Source organism: Dactylosporangium sp. NPDC005572 (assembly GCF_040605515.1).
Classification (GTDB): domain Bacteria; phylum Actinomycetota; class Actinomycetes; order Mycobacteriales; family Micromonosporaceae; genus Dactylosporangium.
In genome coordinates, this window is record NZ_JBEXCY010000060.1 from 15,644 (window position 1) to 29,699 (window position 14,056).

Annotated in this window: 14 protein-coding genes; 2 read left to right on the plus strand and 12 right to left on the minus strand. The window is 72.8% G+C overall.

What is annotated here, in order from left to right; translation table 11 throughout:
- Positions 1–9 precede the first annotated feature (9 nt).
- From ABZS66_RS26770 to ABZS66_RS26780, 3 genes are all read right to left on the minus strand, one after another.
- Positions 10–870 carry a DUF4397 domain-containing protein gene (locus ABZS66_RS26770; RefSeq protein ID WP_354762189.1) on the minus strand — a complete coding sequence of 287 codons (861 nt, stop codon included), beginning with the start codon at positions 868–870 and terminating at the stop codon, positions 10–12.
- A gap of 246 nt (positions 871–1,116) precedes the next feature.
- Positions 1,117–2,187: a CAP domain-containing protein gene (locus ABZS66_RS26775; RefSeq protein ID WP_354762191.1), complete on the minus strand. Its 1,071-nt coding sequence runs from the start codon at positions 2,185–2,187 to the stop codon at positions 1,117–1,119.
- Positions 2,188–2,294: 107 nt separating this feature from the next.
- Positions 2,295–2,906, minus strand: coding sequence for a TetR/AcrR family transcriptional regulator (locus ABZS66_RS26780; RefSeq protein ID WP_354762192.1), 612 nt, complete (start codon positions 2,904–2,906; stop codon positions 2,295–2,297).
- A gap of 52 nt (positions 2,907–2,958) precedes the next feature.
- On the opposite strand from ABZS66_RS26780, the gene ABZS66_RS26785 reads away from it, so the two are divergent.
- The gene (locus ABZS66_RS26785) at positions 2,959–3,627 is read left to right on the plus strand and encodes a pentapeptide repeat-containing protein (protein ID WP_354762194.1); all 669 of its coding nucleotides are present in this window, start codon (positions 2,959–2,961) and stop codon (positions 3,625–3,627) included.
- Here ABZS66_RS26785 and ABZS66_RS26790 read toward each other — a convergent pair.
- The 3 genes from ABZS66_RS26790 to ABZS66_RS26800 all read right to left on the minus strand — a co-directional run bounded on the left by ABZS66_RS26790 (position 3,572) and on the right by ABZS66_RS26800 (position 5,199).
- The gene (locus ABZS66_RS26790) at positions 3,572–4,036 is read right to left on the minus strand and encodes an STAS domain-containing protein (RefSeq protein WP_354762196.1); all 465 of its coding nucleotides are present in this window, start codon (positions 4,034–4,036) and stop codon (positions 3,572–3,574) included. The two genes, ABZS66_RS26785 and ABZS66_RS26790, sit on opposite strands and share 56 nt — an antisense overlap.
- Positions 4,037–4,123: 87 nt before the next feature.
- A complete protein-coding gene (locus ABZS66_RS26795; RefSeq protein WP_354762198.1) occupies positions 4,124–4,624 on the minus strand; it encodes a hemerythrin domain-containing protein in 501 nt (166 codons plus the stop codon).
- A 20-nt stretch (positions 4,625–4,644) separates the two neighbouring features.
- A complete protein-coding gene (locus ABZS66_RS26800) occupies positions 4,645–5,199 on the minus strand; it encodes a class I SAM-dependent methyltransferase (protein ID WP_354762200.1) in 555 nt (184 codons plus the stop codon).
- A gap of 52 nt (positions 5,200–5,251) precedes the next feature.
- Here ABZS66_RS26800 and ABZS66_RS26805 point away from each other — a divergent pair, with 52 nt between their 5' ends.
- On the plus strand, positions 5,252–5,950 hold the full coding sequence (locus ABZS66_RS26805) for a hypothetical protein (RefSeq protein ID WP_354762202.1): 699 nt from the start codon (positions 5,252–5,254) through the stop codon (positions 5,948–5,950).
- Between the two features lie 240 nt (positions 5,951–6,190).
- Here ABZS66_RS26805 and ABZS66_RS26810 read toward each other — a convergent pair whose 3' ends face one another.
- The 6 genes from ABZS66_RS26810 to ABZS66_RS26835 form a co-directional block, all read right to left on the minus strand.
- Positions 6,191–7,420 (minus strand): serine hydrolase domain-containing protein, encoded by a 1,230-nt coding sequence (locus ABZS66_RS26810; protein WP_354762204.1) that lies wholly within the window; start codon positions 7,418–7,420, stop codon positions 6,191–6,193.
- Between the two features lie 10 nt (positions 7,421–7,430).
- A complete protein-coding gene (locus ABZS66_RS26815; RefSeq protein ID WP_354762206.1) occupies positions 7,431–8,003 on the minus strand; it encodes an ATP-dependent Clp protease proteolytic subunit in 573 nt (190 codons plus the stop codon).
- A gap of 87 nt (positions 8,004–8,090) precedes the next feature.
- Positions 8,091–9,962 carry an AMP-binding protein gene (locus ABZS66_RS26820; protein WP_354762208.1) on the minus strand — a complete coding sequence of 624 codons (1,872 nt, stop codon included), beginning with the start codon at positions 9,960–9,962 and terminating at the stop codon, positions 8,091–8,093.
- A 422-nt stretch (positions 9,963–10,384) separates the two neighbouring features.
- Complete coding sequence (locus ABZS66_RS26825) at positions 10,385–10,660, minus strand: DUF6295 family protein (protein ID WP_354762210.1); 276 nt, start codon at positions 10,658–10,660, stop codon at positions 10,385–10,387.
- A 2-nt stretch (positions 10,661–10,662) separates the two neighbouring features.
- Positions 10,663–11,397 carry a dienelactone hydrolase family protein gene (locus ABZS66_RS26830; protein WP_354762212.1) on the minus strand — a complete coding sequence of 245 codons (735 nt, stop codon included), beginning with the start codon at positions 11,395–11,397 and terminating at the stop codon, positions 10,663–10,665.
- Between the two features lie 48 nt (positions 11,398–11,445).
- Complete coding sequence (locus ABZS66_RS26835; RefSeq protein WP_354762214.1) at positions 11,446–14,022, minus strand: FHA domain-containing protein; 2,577 nt, start codon at positions 14,020–14,022, stop codon at positions 11,446–11,448.
- Positions 14,023–14,056 lie beyond the last annotated feature (34 nt).

Below are 14,056 nucleotides of genomic sequence, written 5' to 3' on the forward strand. Positions count from 1 at the left end.
TGCGGCAGCCTAGACGCGCGCCCGCATCCGGGAGCGCATCAGCAGGCCGCCCGGCAGCGCCAGGAGCAGGGCCGCGGCCGCGCCGATCGGTAGCCAGGGCAGGCCGCCGTCCCGCTCGTCCGCCGTGCCGCCACCGCCGGTGTCGACGCCGCCGGCCGGCGCGGCGCCCGCGGTCGGCACGTCGGTGCGCAGCTCCGCGGTGAGGCCCTTCTTGCCGTCGAGGACGATCAGCGAGTACACCGCGCCGGCCTTGAGCGAGGCGCTCACCGTCGCGGCCGACGCGCCGCCCGGGGCGGACAGCTTGAGCGTGAACCTGCCGGGCTCGACGGACTGGTAGCCGGTGGTCGTCGCGAACTGGACGGCGGAGGCGATCGACGCGCCGCCGCTCACGGCGACGTCGAGGACGGGCTGCTTCACCGACGCCTGGACGACCCGCACCTTGGCCTTGCCCGTGTCGGGCGGGCCGAGGTCGTCGGCGATGACGCGCAGGCCGAGGTCGGCGTACTTGCCGACGCCGGCCACGGTGTACGCCTTGCCCTCCTCCACGGTGGCCTGGGTGCTGAGGACGGGCGCGCTGTCGGCCGGGGCGCCGGGCGAGCGCATCGCCACGGCGTAGGTGCCGGGCGGCAGGGCCAGGTACTTCGAGACGACGCCGTAGCCGACGGCCGGGAACTTCTGCTGCGGCACGGCGCCGGTCACGGAGCTGAGGTACACGTCGACGGCGGGCGTGTCGGGCGAGAGGTGGGCCAGCCGGACGTAGCCGACGCCCGCGGCCGCCGCCGGGGAGGCGTCAGCGAGGGTCAGCCCGAGGCCCAGGAGGGTCGCGGCGGCGAGCGCCGCGAGACGCCGTCGCCGGGGTGCAACGGTCACGTTCTCTTCCCCTTGATCGAGATACTGCGGCTCGATGTGCGGTTGCGGATGGTGCGCACCCGCGAAGAGGAAGTGACGTGAGTAATCCGCGCGGGCACCGTAAGCACTGACCGCGGTGAGTCTGGCACGTCATTGAGCAACGCGCCACCCGTTCGGTCAGCCAGGTGTACGGTGCCGAACGCCCAGGCGGAGCACAACCGCCGGACGGACGATACAAATCCACTGAAGGGTGTCGATCACCCGGCCTTATCGAGGAGAGCCGAAGTCCTGCGTCCAGTACTTGGGCTTGCCCTGCACGTAGTACAGGCCGACGCCGAGATCCTTGAGCCCGCAGTTGAGGATGTTGGCCCGGTGCCCCGAGCTGTTCATCCAGGCGTTCATCACCGCTTCGGGGGAATCCTGGCCCATCGCGATGTTCTCGGCCGCGCCCGACCAGCGGTATCCCTCGTTCGAGATCCGGGTGGCGAAGTCCACCCCGTCGGGGGTCGTGTGGGAGAAGTACTTCCGCTGGTACATGTCCTGCGAGTGCTTGCCGGCGGCGGCGGCGAGCTTGGCGTTGAAGGCGAGCGGCTTGCAGCCGGCCTTGGCCCGCTCGCTGTTGACGATCGCGAGGACCTGGGCCTCCTCGGCGGTGAAGCCGCCGCCGGTGCCCGCGGGGGCGGTCGTGCGCGGCTTGGCCGGCGGGGTCGTCTTGGTCTTGCCGGGCGCCGACGTGCTGGGCTGGGCCGAGGCGGTGGCGCTCCCGGTCGGGTCGGCCGACATGCCGCCCTGGTCGCCGGGCGACGGGTCACCGGCGGAGGCCGACGAGGCGGCGCCGGCCAGCGCGGACGGGTCGCCGCCGTCCTTGCCCGAGCCGCCGAGCAGGACCGAGCCGCCGAACGCGGCCGCACCCACGACGAGCAGGGCGAGGACGCCGGCGCCGAGCGCCAGGACCAGGCGGGACGTCTTGCGGTGCTGGGGGACGTGCTCCTCGTCGCCGGGGCCGCCGTACGGGCCGGGGCCGTAGCCCGAGCCGAACCCGCCGGAGCCGCCGTGGCCGGGGTTGCTGGAGCCGCCGTAGCCAGGAGCGCCGTAGCCGGGGCCGCCGTAGGCCGCGTCGCCGTGGCCCGGGTCGCGGTGGCCCTGCTCGCCGTAACCCTGCTCGCTGTAGCCCTGGTCGCCGTAACCCTGCTCGCGGCGGCCCTGCTCGCCGTGGCCCTGCTCGCCGTAGCCCTGGTCGCGGTAGCCGCCGTACCCGGGCGCGGGGTCGTAGCCGGAGGCCCCGTGCGGTGCGTAGGGCTGGTACTGGTCCGGACGATCGTCGCCGAACGCTGACACCGGGCTCCTCCAAGGGCGTGAACCGAACCGACCGCCCCGAAGCCTAGGAGGTCGCCGGCCGCCCGACGGGTCCGCCGATGCCGATTTAACGGCGGTCTAAGCGAAACTTATGGCGTCTGTGCGGCGGGTAGCAGTGCGCTCACGACGTGCCGCAGCACCGCCGTCGCGGCGGGCACCTCGAGGTGCAGCTCGTCGCGCCACATCGACCAGCCGGACGACGTCACCGCCACGGTGAGCGCGTCCACGACCCGGCCCCGGCCCGGGCCGACCGCGGTGAGCTCCGGCGCGAACAGGGCCTCGAGCTCCTCGCGGGCGGTCGCGATGTACCACGCGCGGTTGCGCCGCAGCTGCGCCGAGAACGGCTCCCGGATCCGCGCGGCCCGCGCGGCGGGGGCGATCAGCTCCAGCAGCCGGGCCCGCTGGTCGCAGTACTGCGTGATCCGCTCCGGCAGCGGCAGCTCCGGCGGGACCGGGCGGAACTCCGCCACCTGCCGCTCCATGAGCCGCTCGCCGGCCGCCGCGAACAGCCGCTCCATGTCCTTGAAGTTGGTCCACAGCGCGCGCAGCGACACCCCGGCCCGCTCGGCGATGCGCTCCGCGGTCGGCTTGAGCTCGCCCTCCTCCAGCAGGGCGAGGTGCGCGTCCACGATCGCGCTGCGCGTGCGCTCGGCCCGCAGGGTCCGCCCGTCGACCCGCTGCCGCACCCCTGCGTCACTCATGACTCAGCAGCCTACGTGCCGGGGCGCCGCCGGACCCTCTACGGTGAGGTACGTGGCACTGCGCACCGTGCACGACATCGACATCGAGCTTCCGACCCTCGACCCGGGCGAGCTCGAGCCGGTCAGCGCGCCGTGGGGCGGCAACCTCAACGACGCGCATGTGGAGACCGGTCGCGCCATCCGCACCACGCTCATCGACGCCCGGCTGCGCCGGGCCCACCTGGAGAACCTCGACCTCAACGGGGTGGTCTGGGAGGACGTGACGATCAGCGGCTGCCGGTTCGACAAGGTCGACTTCACCGCGGCCCGGCTGACCGGGCTGACGCTGGAGCGGGTGCACCTCGTCAACTGCAAGCTCACCTGGGCGCACCTGTCCGAGTCGAAGCTGAGCAACGTGCTGTTCGAGGGCTGCCGGCTCGACGCGGCCACGCTAGACGACGTGACGACCGTCGGGCCGGTCGGGTTCGTCGGCTGCGTGCTCGTCAACACGGTGCTGCGCGACTGCGTGCTCGACCAGGCCGCCATGCAGGGCTGCCGGCTGCGGCAGATGTCGTTCGAGAGCTGCGACCTGCGCGGGGCCGACCTGCGCGGCAACCAGCTGTCGGAGGTGAGCGGCATGAGCAGCCTGCGGGGCGTGACGATCGAGCCGGCCCAGCTGCCGGGGCTCACCGACGCGGTGATGCGGGACCTCGGCGTGATCGTGCGCGGCCCGAAGGGTTGACCCGCCGGCGCGGCCGCCGGCTGCGCAGCACCGGCCGCTCGTCGACGCAGTTGGCGGCGGCCGGCGGGGCACCCGCGAGCAGGTCGCGGGGGTCGGCCTCGACGGCGCCCTCGACGGTGGCGAACACCGCGATCGCGCTCATGCCGGCGGCGACGCTCAGCCAGGAGCGGATCGCCGGCGACGGGTCGGCGAGGCGGACCTCGCCGCCGCGCCCGCGCGCCACCTCGGCGACGCTGACGAGCAGCGCGGCGCCGGCGGTGTCGCAGACGGTGATCTGCGACACGTCGAGCACGAGGCTCGGCTCGTGGGTGCCGAGGCACCCGGCCAGCACCGGCTCGACCGTCGCCACGGTCCCCTCCACCAGCAGCCCGTGCAGGGCCAGCACGACAGGTGCGCGGTCGGAAATCATCGGATCCGACGGTACTGGGGCCGGCCGCCGGGCGTCAGCGGTCACACGGCCGACCCCGCCCGGGTCACTCGTGCATCCCCGGATCGGCTATGCGTTGATCGCGTCGAGGGCCTTCTTCAGCGCCTTCGGCTGCGTCGGCTTGGTCGGGGCCTTCGGGCGCAGCTCGATCATGCGCCGGCCGAGCTCCTGGAGCTGGTTGCGGCCCAGGCCCTCGCGGACCTTCGGGAACCACTCGTGCTCCTCCTCCTCGACGTGGTGCAGCACGGTCGCGATGAGCACGGTGACCTTCGCGTCGAAGTGCTCGTCCTCGGGGGACATCGTCGACAGCTCCAGGCACAGCAGGTCGGCGACGTGGTGCTCCTCGTACGCCTGGAGGATGTCCTCCTCCAGGGCCGGCAGCAGCCGGCGGACCTCGGGGTACATGACCTCGTTCTCGAGATATGTGTGCACGGTCAGCGCCTCGAGGATCTCGCCCACGATCTTGGCCTTCTTCGGCTTCGGCCCGCCCTGGGCGGCCTGGAACTCCTTGAACATCCGCCGCATGGTCTTGTGGTCTTCGCGCAGCAGCACGATCGCGTCAGTGGACATGCCGACGGTGTACCCGGGCGCTACCTCCTCACACTCACGACCACACCCGAGGCGAAGTCCAGCTCGGCGGTGACCAGGTCCGGGTGCTCGACGAGGGTGCGGCGCACCCCGCGCTGCGCCGCCGTGAAGTCGCCGGGCCAGCCGTCGATCTCGGTCATGTCGTCGACCACGAGCGTGCCCCGGGGGTTGAGCCGGGCGATCGTGTGGTCGAGGCCCCGGGTCTTGCCGCCCGGGCAGTCGGCGAAGATCAGGTCGTAGCCGTGCTCCGCGGTCCGGAGGAACTCGACGGCGTCGGCGACCCGCAGGTCGACGAACGGCGGCCAGTCCCCCTCGGCGGCCACCGCCGCGGTCGCCGGGTCGAGCTCCACGCTGGTGACCGTGACGTCGGTGCGGGGCAGCAGGCCATGCGCCAGCCAGGCGGTGCCGACCCCGGCGCCGGAGCCCAGCTCCAGCACCCGGGCGCCGGGCGGCAGGGCGGCGGCCAGCGCGGCGAGCAGGCGGCCGACCGGCACCTCGCACGACAGGTCGAAGCCGTGGGCCCCCGCCCGGGCGTAGGCCTCATCGACAAGTGTCATGGGGGAGACCCTAGCGATCGGGCCGTCACGGCGCGTGCAAAGCTAGTCCCCCGTGAAGTCACTGCGGATCCTCACGATCACCGCCGCACTGCTCGCCCTCGGCGCCTGCGGCACGCCCGACGCTCCCTCGCCGTCGGCCGACAAGGACGTGGCGGACCAGAGCGCCACCAATGCCTACGAGGTCAAGGACGACGTCAGCGTCGTGGACGTCGACAGCCAGGGCGGCACGATCAAGGTCACCGTCGGCAGCGGGACGACGATCAAGGTGACGGAGATCCAGAAGTACCGCAGCGACAAGCCCGGCCGCAAGCAGAGCGTTGAGGGCGGGGAGCTGGTGCTCGCCTCGACCGGCTGCCCGAAGTCGGACTGCTCGATCTCGTACGAGCTGCAGATCCCGTCGACGCTGTCGCTGCGGCTCGACAGCTCGGGCGGCCCGGTCACGCTGAACGGCATGACCGGCATCGTCGACGTGTCGACGGACGGCGGCCCGCTGTCGGGCGAGGGCCTGGCCCCGCCGGAGCTCACCGCCCGCACGGGCGGCGGCCTGGTCGAGCTGACCCTGGCCCAGGCGCCGGACCGCATCGAGGTCGACAGCGGCGGCGCCAACGTCAACCTGCGGCTGCCCGGCGAGTCGTACGCCCTGGAGGCCGAGCTCGAGGGCGGCAAGCAGACGGGCTCGATCAAGTCCGACGCGGGCTCGACCCACAAGCTGCACATCGTGACCGGCGGCGGCAACCTCACCTTCGTGTAGGGCAGCCGCGCAGACGCCGATCATGCTCGGGTTCCCATGATCGATGGCGAGTTCTGGTCGCCATGACAGCCAGAAGCCGCCATCGATCATGGACCGCGAGCCGCGGCGGGCGCCGGGCGCGGCCGGAGGCCGCGGGCCCTTGGGGCGACGGCGGTGGCAGGGAGGGCCGCCAAGGCCCGACCGCTGTCTGGCGGGAGCGACGGTCGTCACTTGCACGGACCCGAGTCCCTGCTTGTTTTCCTAGTCGGTCAGCGCGCTGTAGACCAACTGCCGCAGCTGGGGGCGCAGCGGGTGGGTGCTCGACGGCAGGAGCTGGGTGTACAGGGCCACGGTGAGCCGCTCGACGGGGTCGACCCAGAACGCCGTGCTCGCGGCGCCGCCCCAGTAGTAGGTGCCGGGGCTGCTCCACACCCGGGCCGGGACCGGGTCGCGGACCACGGCGAAGCCCAGGCCGAAGCCGACGCCCTCGAACGTGGTCTCGGCGAAGCCGCCGGTCTGCAGGGCGTCGAGGTCCACGCCGCCGGGCAGGTGGTTGCGGGTCATGAAGCCGATCGTGCGGCGGCCCAGCAGGCGCTGGCGCTGGAACGTGCCGCCCTGCAGCAGCAGGTGCAGGAAGCGGTGGTAGTCGGCCGCGGTGGAGATCAGGCCGCCGCCGCCCGAGGCCATCGCCGGGGGCTCGAACGCGGCCTTGCCGACCGCGTCGAACCGGGTCGCCCGGCCGTCGGGGCCGGGCACGTACAGCGCGGCCAGGCGGTCCGAGCCGGGCTCGACGGACCAGCAGGTGTCGGTCATGCCGAGCGGCTCCAGGATCCGCTCCCGCACGAACTCCTGCAGCGTCCGGCCGGACCAGAGCTCGACCAGGCGGCCGAGCACGTCGGTCGAGACGCCGTAGCCCCAGGCGGTGCCGGGCTGGAACAAGAGCGGGAGCCCGGCCCAGTCCTTGCACGCCTGGGCCAGGTCGGCGCCGGCCTTGCTCTGGATGTCGTAGCCGGCCTGGCGGTACAGGGCGTCGACGACCGACGTCTGGAGGAAGCCGTAGGTCAGGCCGGACGTGTGCGTGAGCAGGTGCCAGACGCGGATCGGCTCGACGGCCGGCACCGTGTGGGGCGCGCCGGCCGAGCCCTTCTGGTACACCCGGGCGTCGGCGAACTCGGGCAGCCACCGGCTGATCGGGTCGGTGAGCTCGAAGTGCCCCTCCTCCCACAGCATCATCGCGGCGACCGAGGTGACCGGCTTGGTCATCGAGTAGATGCGCCACTGGGTGTCGGGCTCGACCGGCAGGCCGGCCTCGGCGTCGCGCTGACCGTAGACGCTGCTGTGCGCCACCCGGCCGTCGCGGGCGACGACGATCTGCCAGCCGGCCAGCCGGCCGTCATCGACGTAGCGGGCGAAGTGGGCGTCCAGCCGGGCGAGTCGGTTGGCGTCGAACCCGGCCTGCTCCGGCGCCACCTCAACGTCGATGCTGCTCATCCACGCGACTTTAGACCGCCAGCTGCTCGGCGCCCTGGACCACCCGGTCCACGAACCCGTAGTCGACCGCCTCCGGGGCGGTGAACCAGCGGTCGCGGTCGGAGTCGGCCTCGATCTGCTCCGTCGTCTGGCCGGTGTGCTCGGCGATGAGCCGCTGCACCGTGCGCTTGGTGTGCAGCATCTGCTCGGCCTGGATGGCGATGTCGGCGGCGGTGCCGCCGATGCCGCCGGACGGCTGGTGCATCATGACCCGCGAGTGGGGCAGGGCGTAGCGCTTGCCGGGCGTGCCCGCGCTGAGCAGGAACTGGCCCATCGAGGCGGCCATGCCCATGACCACGGTGGACACGTCGTTGCGGATGAACCGCATGGTGTCGTAGATGGCCAGGCCCGCGTGCACGGCCCCGCCCGGCGAGTTGATCCACAAGTTGATGTCCTTCTCGGGGTCCTCGGCCGCGAGCAGGATGAGCTGGCCGCAGATGCGGTTGGCGCTCTCGTCGTTCACCTCGCTGCCGAGCACGATGATGCGCTTGCTGAGCAGGCGCTCGAACACGGCGCTGTCGAAGGGGATCTCACTGTCGGCCATCGGTGGCTCCTTCCCGGGTTGCTGCCTTCGACGGTATGTACGGCGGCGGCGGTTGAGATCCCCGGTTCGCTGTGAGCGTGTTCGCTCTCAGCGTGCTTCCTCGATGATCGGCCGGATGGCGTCGAGTACCGCCGGGTCCTCGATGGTCGACGGCACCGGCTCGTCCCGGCCGGCGGCGATGCCCCGCATGGTCTTGCGGAGGATCTTGCCGGAGCGGGTCTTCGGCAGCGCCGGCACCACACGGACGCTCCTGAGGGACGCGACCGCCCCGATCCGCTCGCGCACCATCGCGACCAGCTCGTCGGTGAGGGTGTCGCTCGCCTCGGCGCCCGCCTTCAGGACCACGAAGCCGCGCGGCACCTGGCCCTTGAGCGGGTCGTCGACGCCGATCACGGCGCACTCGGCGACGGCCGGGTGGGCCGCCAGGACCTCCTCCATCGAACCGGTCGACAGCCGGTGCCCGGCGACGTTGATGACGTCGTCGGTGCGGCCCATGACGTACAGGTAGCCGTCCTCGTCGAACCGCCCGCCGTCGCCGGTCAGGTAGTGGCCCGGGAAGGCGCTGAGGTAGGACGCGACGTACCGCTCGTCGTCGTGCCACAGGGTCGGCAGGCAGCCGGGCGGCAGCGGCAGCCGGATCGCGATCACGCCGTCCTCGCCGGCCTGCGCGTCCGCGCCGTCGGGGCGCAGCACCCGCACGTCGTAGCCGGGCACCGGCACCGACGGCGACCCGGCCTTCGTCGGCAGCGCCTCCAGGCCGAGCGGGGCGGCGGCGACGGGCCAGCCGGTCTCCGTCTGCCACCAGTGGTCCACGACGGGGACGCCGAGGCGCTCGCCGGCCCAGTGGTACGTCTCCGGGTCGAGCCGCTCCCCCGCCAGGAACAGCGCCCGCAGCGTGGGCATCTTCCGGATGAGCCGGCCGTCGGGGTCCTCCTTGCGCACCGCGCGGATCGCGGTGGGCGCGGTGAAGAGCACGTTGACGCCGTGGTCGGCGACGACCCGCCAGAAGGCGCCGGCGTCGGGGGTGCCGACGGGCTTGCCCTCGTACAGCACGGTCGTGGCGCCGGCGAGCAGGGGCGCGTACACGATGTACGAGTGGCCGACGACCCAGCCGACGTCGGAGGCGGCCCAGAAGACGTCGCCCGGCCCGACCGCGTAGACGTTGGCCATGGACCAGACGAGCGCGACCGCGTGGCCGCCGTTGTCGCGCACGATGCCCTTCGGCCGGCCGGTCGTGCCCGAGGTGTACAGGACGTACAGCGGGTCGGTCGCGGCGACCGGCACGCAGTCCGCGGCGGCCGCGTTCGCGACGGCGTCGTCCCAGGTCAGCTCGTTCGGCCGGAGCTCGGCGGGGGCCTGCTCGCGCTGGAGCACGACGACCCGGTCGGGCCGGTGGGCGGCCTCGTCGAGCGCCGCGTCGAGCAGCGGCTTGTACGCCACGACCCGCTTGGCCTCGATGCCGCAGGACGTGGCGACGACGACCTTGGGCCGCGCGTCGTCGATGCGGGCGGCGAGCTCCTTCGGACCGAACCCGCCGAACACCACCGAGTGGACCGCACCGAGCCGCGCGCAGGCGAGCATGGCGATCACGGCCTCGGGCACCATGGCCATGTACAGCACGACCCGGTCCCCCTTGCCGACCCCGAGCGCGCGCAGCGCACCGGCGAAGCGGGCCACCTCGTCGCGGAGGCCTTCGAAGGTGTACCGCCGCAGCGTCCCGGTGACCGGGCTGTCGTACACGAGCGCGACGTCGCCGCCGCGCCCGCGGGCGACGTGGCGGTCGAGGGCGTTGTGGCAGGTGTTGAGCTCGGCGTCGGGGTACCACCGGTAGAACGGCGGCCGGTCCGCGTCGAGCACCCGGATCGGCATGCGGTCCCAGTCGATGCCGGCCGCGGCGGCCCGCCAGAACCCGTCGGGGTCGGCGAGGCTGCGCTCGTACGTGTCGCGATAGGCGCCCATCCACCGATCCTCCGCCCAACGGCGCGGTTTGCACCCTCCCGCAACCCCCTGATTTCCCACCCCGCCCACGCCTGGGCACGGCCCGTCCCCGGATATGTCCGACGCTCCACACCTGACATATCCGACATTTCGGTCATGCGGAGATTGGGCGAGCTGGTACGGCGGCGGCGAAGGTGCCGCCATGATCGTGGGAAGAATCTGGCTGTCATGGCAACCAGATGTTTCCCACGATCATGGGGCGGCCCCCGGCGGGCGATCAGGCCGGCGGGAAACGGCCGCGGGCAGCCGAGGCGGCGCCTCGAGTCGGCCCAGACAACGCACGGCGGGCCGGTCGGGCAGCGGCGGCGGCTTCATGATCGATGGCGCGATCCGGCTGCCAGGACAACCGGAACTCGCCATCGATCATGAAAGCCGGGGCGGGGTCAGGGCGTCAGCGCGCTCGCCAGGCCGGACGGGGCGTTCGACAGTGCGGCCTGGATGGCCGCCACCAGGGCCAACGCCGCCTCCTCCGTCAGCTCCACCGCCACGCGGGCGCCCGGGCCCAGGGACGGGTTGGCGAAGTCGATGTTCAGGGTGTGGGCGTACGGCGCGTGGACCGGGTGGTCGACGTACACCGCCGCCCGCGTCAGCTCGAACCAGCCCTCCGGGCCCTTGCCCGAGCCCTCCAGGTCGGCCGTCTCGGTCTCGTAGGTGCACATGGTCAGGCCTCCAGGTGGCGACCGAAGAACGTGAAGATGCGGCGCCAGCCGTCGACCGCCGCGGCCGGGCGGTAGCTCGGGCGGTCGACCGAGAAGAACGCGTGGCCGGCGCCCTCGTAGCTGTGGTGCTCGAACGACTTGCCGTGCTTGTCCAGCTCGGCGGCCAGCTCCGCCACCTCGGCCGGGGCCGGGAACTGGTCGTCGTCGCCGAACAGGCCCAGGACCGGGCAGCGCACGTCCGGCAGGCGGTCGCGGATCGGGCGGGCGCGCAGGGTCGACGTCGACGGCGGGGGCTCCAGGGCGAAGGCGCCGTAGCAGTCCACGGCCGCGTCGACCGGGGCCGCGGTCGAGACCAGCAGCGCCTGGCGGCCGCCGGAACAGTGGCCGATCACGCCGACCCGGCCGCTCGCGGTGTCCAGGGCGCGCAGCGCCTCGGCGGCCGTGGTGACGTCCCGGATGATCTGCTCGTCCGGGATGCCGCCCTGGGCGCGGACGAAGGCCGCCGCGTCGTCGGGCGCGGCGTTCGGGGCCTCGCGCCAGTACAGGTTCGGGCAGAGCGCCGAGTAACCGTGGACGGCGAAGCGGCGCACCATCTCCTTCGTCGCCTCGTCGTAGCCGGGGAGATGGTGGATCACCACCACGCCGGGGTAGGTACCCGGGCCGAGCGGGCGGGCGGAGTACGCCTGGATCCGCTCGGCGCCGATGTGCACCGTCTCGGCGATGATCGCGTCAGACATCGCAGTATCTCCGTTGTGCGAGATGTACTTAGCCAGGCTAAGGATATCTCAGACCCGGCCCGGCTCCAGCCGGCGCAGGGCCAGGCGGGCGAGGCCGATCAGGGCGCCGATCTGCACGACCAGGATCAGCACCGACCGCCACCAGGCGCCGGTCGTGTGCTCCCACAGCGAGTCCTTGAACGGGATCATCGACTGGAGGTCGACCGTCGACGCACCCGCCGCCAGGCCCCACCTGGTCGGGAAGAGCCAGGAGATCTGCTCCAGTACCGTCTGGCCGTCGAGCTCGAACAGCCCGCCCGACAGCACGAGCTGCGCCATCACCACGACCACGAGGACCGGGGTGGTCTGCTCGGTGGTCTTGGCCAGGGCACTCACCAGCAGGCCGAACGCCATGGAGGCGAGCGCGACCAGGGCGACCGGGATGGTGATCTCGACCAGCCAGTGCTCGTCGAGAATCAGCGGGTCCTTCGGCTCCTTCTTGCCGAGCAGGGCGAGCCAGGTGAACAGGGCCGTCTGCACGATGATGATGAGCGAGAAGACGACGACCTTGGAGGCGAGGTACGCGCCCGCCGAGAGGCCCACGGCCCGCTCCCGCTTGTAGATCGTCGACTCGTTGACGATCTCCCGGATGGCGGCGGCCGTGCCGAGGAACGCGGCGCCGACGGCGAGCACGACGAGGAGCCGCTGCGCCTCCAGGCTGAACCGGGTGGCGCCGGGCGCCAGGCCGTTCTCGCCGGGGACGGTCCGGGTGAGCAGCGCGAGGGCAAGCGGCAGGCCGAGCATGAACAGCGCGAAGCCGCGGTCGGCTCCGATCACCCAGAACATCCGCAGGCAGAGGGTGAGGAACTGGCGGACCGGCGCCGCCGGGTGGACGACCCGGCTGCGCAGCGAGGCCCCGCCGAGCTTGACCCGGGCCCGCCCGACGGCGCCGCCCCGGCGGCCGGTCCCGCCGGCGGCCGAGATCGTCATGCCGGACGCGGAGGCCGGGCGCGGCGGCATGGCCTGCTCCGCCGTCGGCGTGTCGGGCGGCGACCCGGCCGGCCGCGGCGGCAGCTCCTGCTCGGCCGTCGAGGCCCCTGAGGCATCCGAGGCCCCCGAGGCCCCCGCCGACGAGGACGACGGGGTGCGGGGCAGCGGTACCGTCGACCGCTCGACGACGGCGGGCTTCGGCGGCGGCGCCTCGGCGACCTGCTCGGTCACGTAGCGCGCATAGAGCGACGACCCGCGGTAGGTGCGCACCCAGTGTTCGGCATTGCTCGTGACCTCGCGGAAGACCTTGGCGTAGTCCTCGGCGCCGAAGAAGTCGAGCACCTCGCCCGGGGGTCCGAAGTACCCCATGCGTCCGCCCACCGTCAGCACGAGCACCCGGTCGCAGAGGTCGAGGTGCATCACGTTGTGCGTCACCACGGCCACGGTCCGGCCCTTGTCGGCCAGCTCCCGCAGCTCCTCCATGACCTCCTTGTCCAGGGCCGGGTCGAGGCCGGAGGTCGGCTCGTCGAGGAAGAGCAGCGACGGCTCGGTGAGCAGCTCCAAGGCGACCGACACCCGCTTGCGCTGGCCGCCGGACAGGTTGTCGATGCGCTGCTTGGCCCGCTCGGTGAGGTTGAGGGTGTTGAGCACCTCGGCCACCCGGTCCCGCCGCTCGCGGCGCGGGACGTCGTCGGCGAACCGGAGGGCGGCCGCGAACCGCAGCGCCCGGCGGACGGTGAGCTGGCGGTGCAGGACGTCGTCCTGCGGGACCATCCCGATGCGGTACCGCAGCTCGGCGTAGTCGGCGTAGAGGTCCCGCCCGTCGTAGCGCACGGTACCCTGCGTCGCCGGCCGCAGCCCGGCGACCGCCTTGACCAGGGTCGACTTGCCGCAGCCGGAGGGGCCGATCACGGCCAGCAGGCTGCCCTCGGACAGGGCGAAGCTGACGTCGTCGAGCAGCGTGGCGTCACCGATGCGCACGGTGAGGTCGTCGGCGATGAGCGACGACGGGCCGGCGTCCTCGAACTCGTGCAGGCTGGCGCCGTCGAAGATGAACTCGTGCCGGCCGACCGAGATCATGTCGCCGGGGCGCAGCTCCTGGCGGGTGACCTGCTTGCCGTTGTGGAAGGTGCCGTTGCGGCTGCCGAGGTCGACCACCTCGTAGCCGCCGGTGGGCAGGCGGCGCAGCTCGGCGTGGTTGCGCGAGGTGCGCAGGTCGGCGAGGACGACGTCGTTGTCGGGGCCGCGGCCGAGGCGGACCCGGGCGCCGGCCTCGTACTGCGTGACCTCCCGGCTCGGCGGCGGCGCGAGCGGTACCTGCTCGGTGACGGTGACGACCTTGAACCGCACGGCCGGGCCGTCGGCGGACCCGAGGCGGACCTCGCCGCCGTCGGTGGCGGCGACGAACGCCGCCTTCTCCCCGTCGACGAACGTGCCGTTGCGGCTGTCCAGGTCCCGCAGGTACCAGCCGTCGGTGTTCCAGATCACCTCGGCGTGCCGGCGGGAGATGAGCGTGCCCTCGACCACCAGGTCGTTGGTGGCGTCGCGGCCGATGGTCACCGTGTCGTCCGGCTTGACCAGCGCCTTGGCCGAGCCGCTGGTCACCTCCAGGACGATGCTCTCGCGCGTCACTGTCTGCTGATCGATGTCCGCCACGGGCCTCATCATGCCGTCCGGCAGTGACCGTGGA

Coding starts and splice junctions, on each gene's coding strand:
- ABZS66_RS26820 (WP_354762208.1), bottom strand. CDS start 9,962: ATGGGCGCCTATCGCGACACGTACGAGCGCAGCCTCGCCGACCCCGAC.
- ABZS66_RS26790 (WP_354762196.1), bottom strand. CDS start 4,036: ATGATTTCCGACCGCGCACCTGTCGTGCTGGCCCTGCACGGGCTGCTG.
- ABZS66_RS26800 (WP_354762200.1), bottom strand. CDS start 5,199: ATGACACTTGTCGATGAGGCCTACGCCCGGGCGGGGGCCCACGGCTTC.
- ABZS66_RS26830 (WP_354762212.1), bottom strand. CDS start 11,397: ATGTCTGACGCGATCATCGCCGAGACGGTGCACATCGGCGCCGAGCGG.
- ABZS66_RS26810 (WP_354762204.1), bottom strand. CDS start 7,420: ATGAGCAGCATCGACGTTGAGGTGGCGCCGGAGCAGGCCGGGTTCGAC.
- ABZS66_RS26795 (WP_354762198.1), bottom strand. CDS start 4,624: ATGTCCACTGACGCGATCGTGCTGCTGCGCGAAGACCACAAGACCATG.
- ABZS66_RS26825 (WP_354762210.1), bottom strand. CDS start 10,660: ATGTGCACCTACGAGACCGAGACGGCCGACCTGGAGGGCTCGGGCAAG.
- ABZS66_RS26780 (WP_354762192.1), bottom strand. CDS start 2,906: ATGAGTGACGCAGGGGTGCGGCAGCGGGTCGACGGGCGGACCCTGCGG.
- ABZS66_RS26815 (WP_354762206.1), bottom strand. CDS start 8,003: ATGGCCGACAGTGAGATCCCCTTCGACAGCGCCGTGTTCGAGCGCCTG.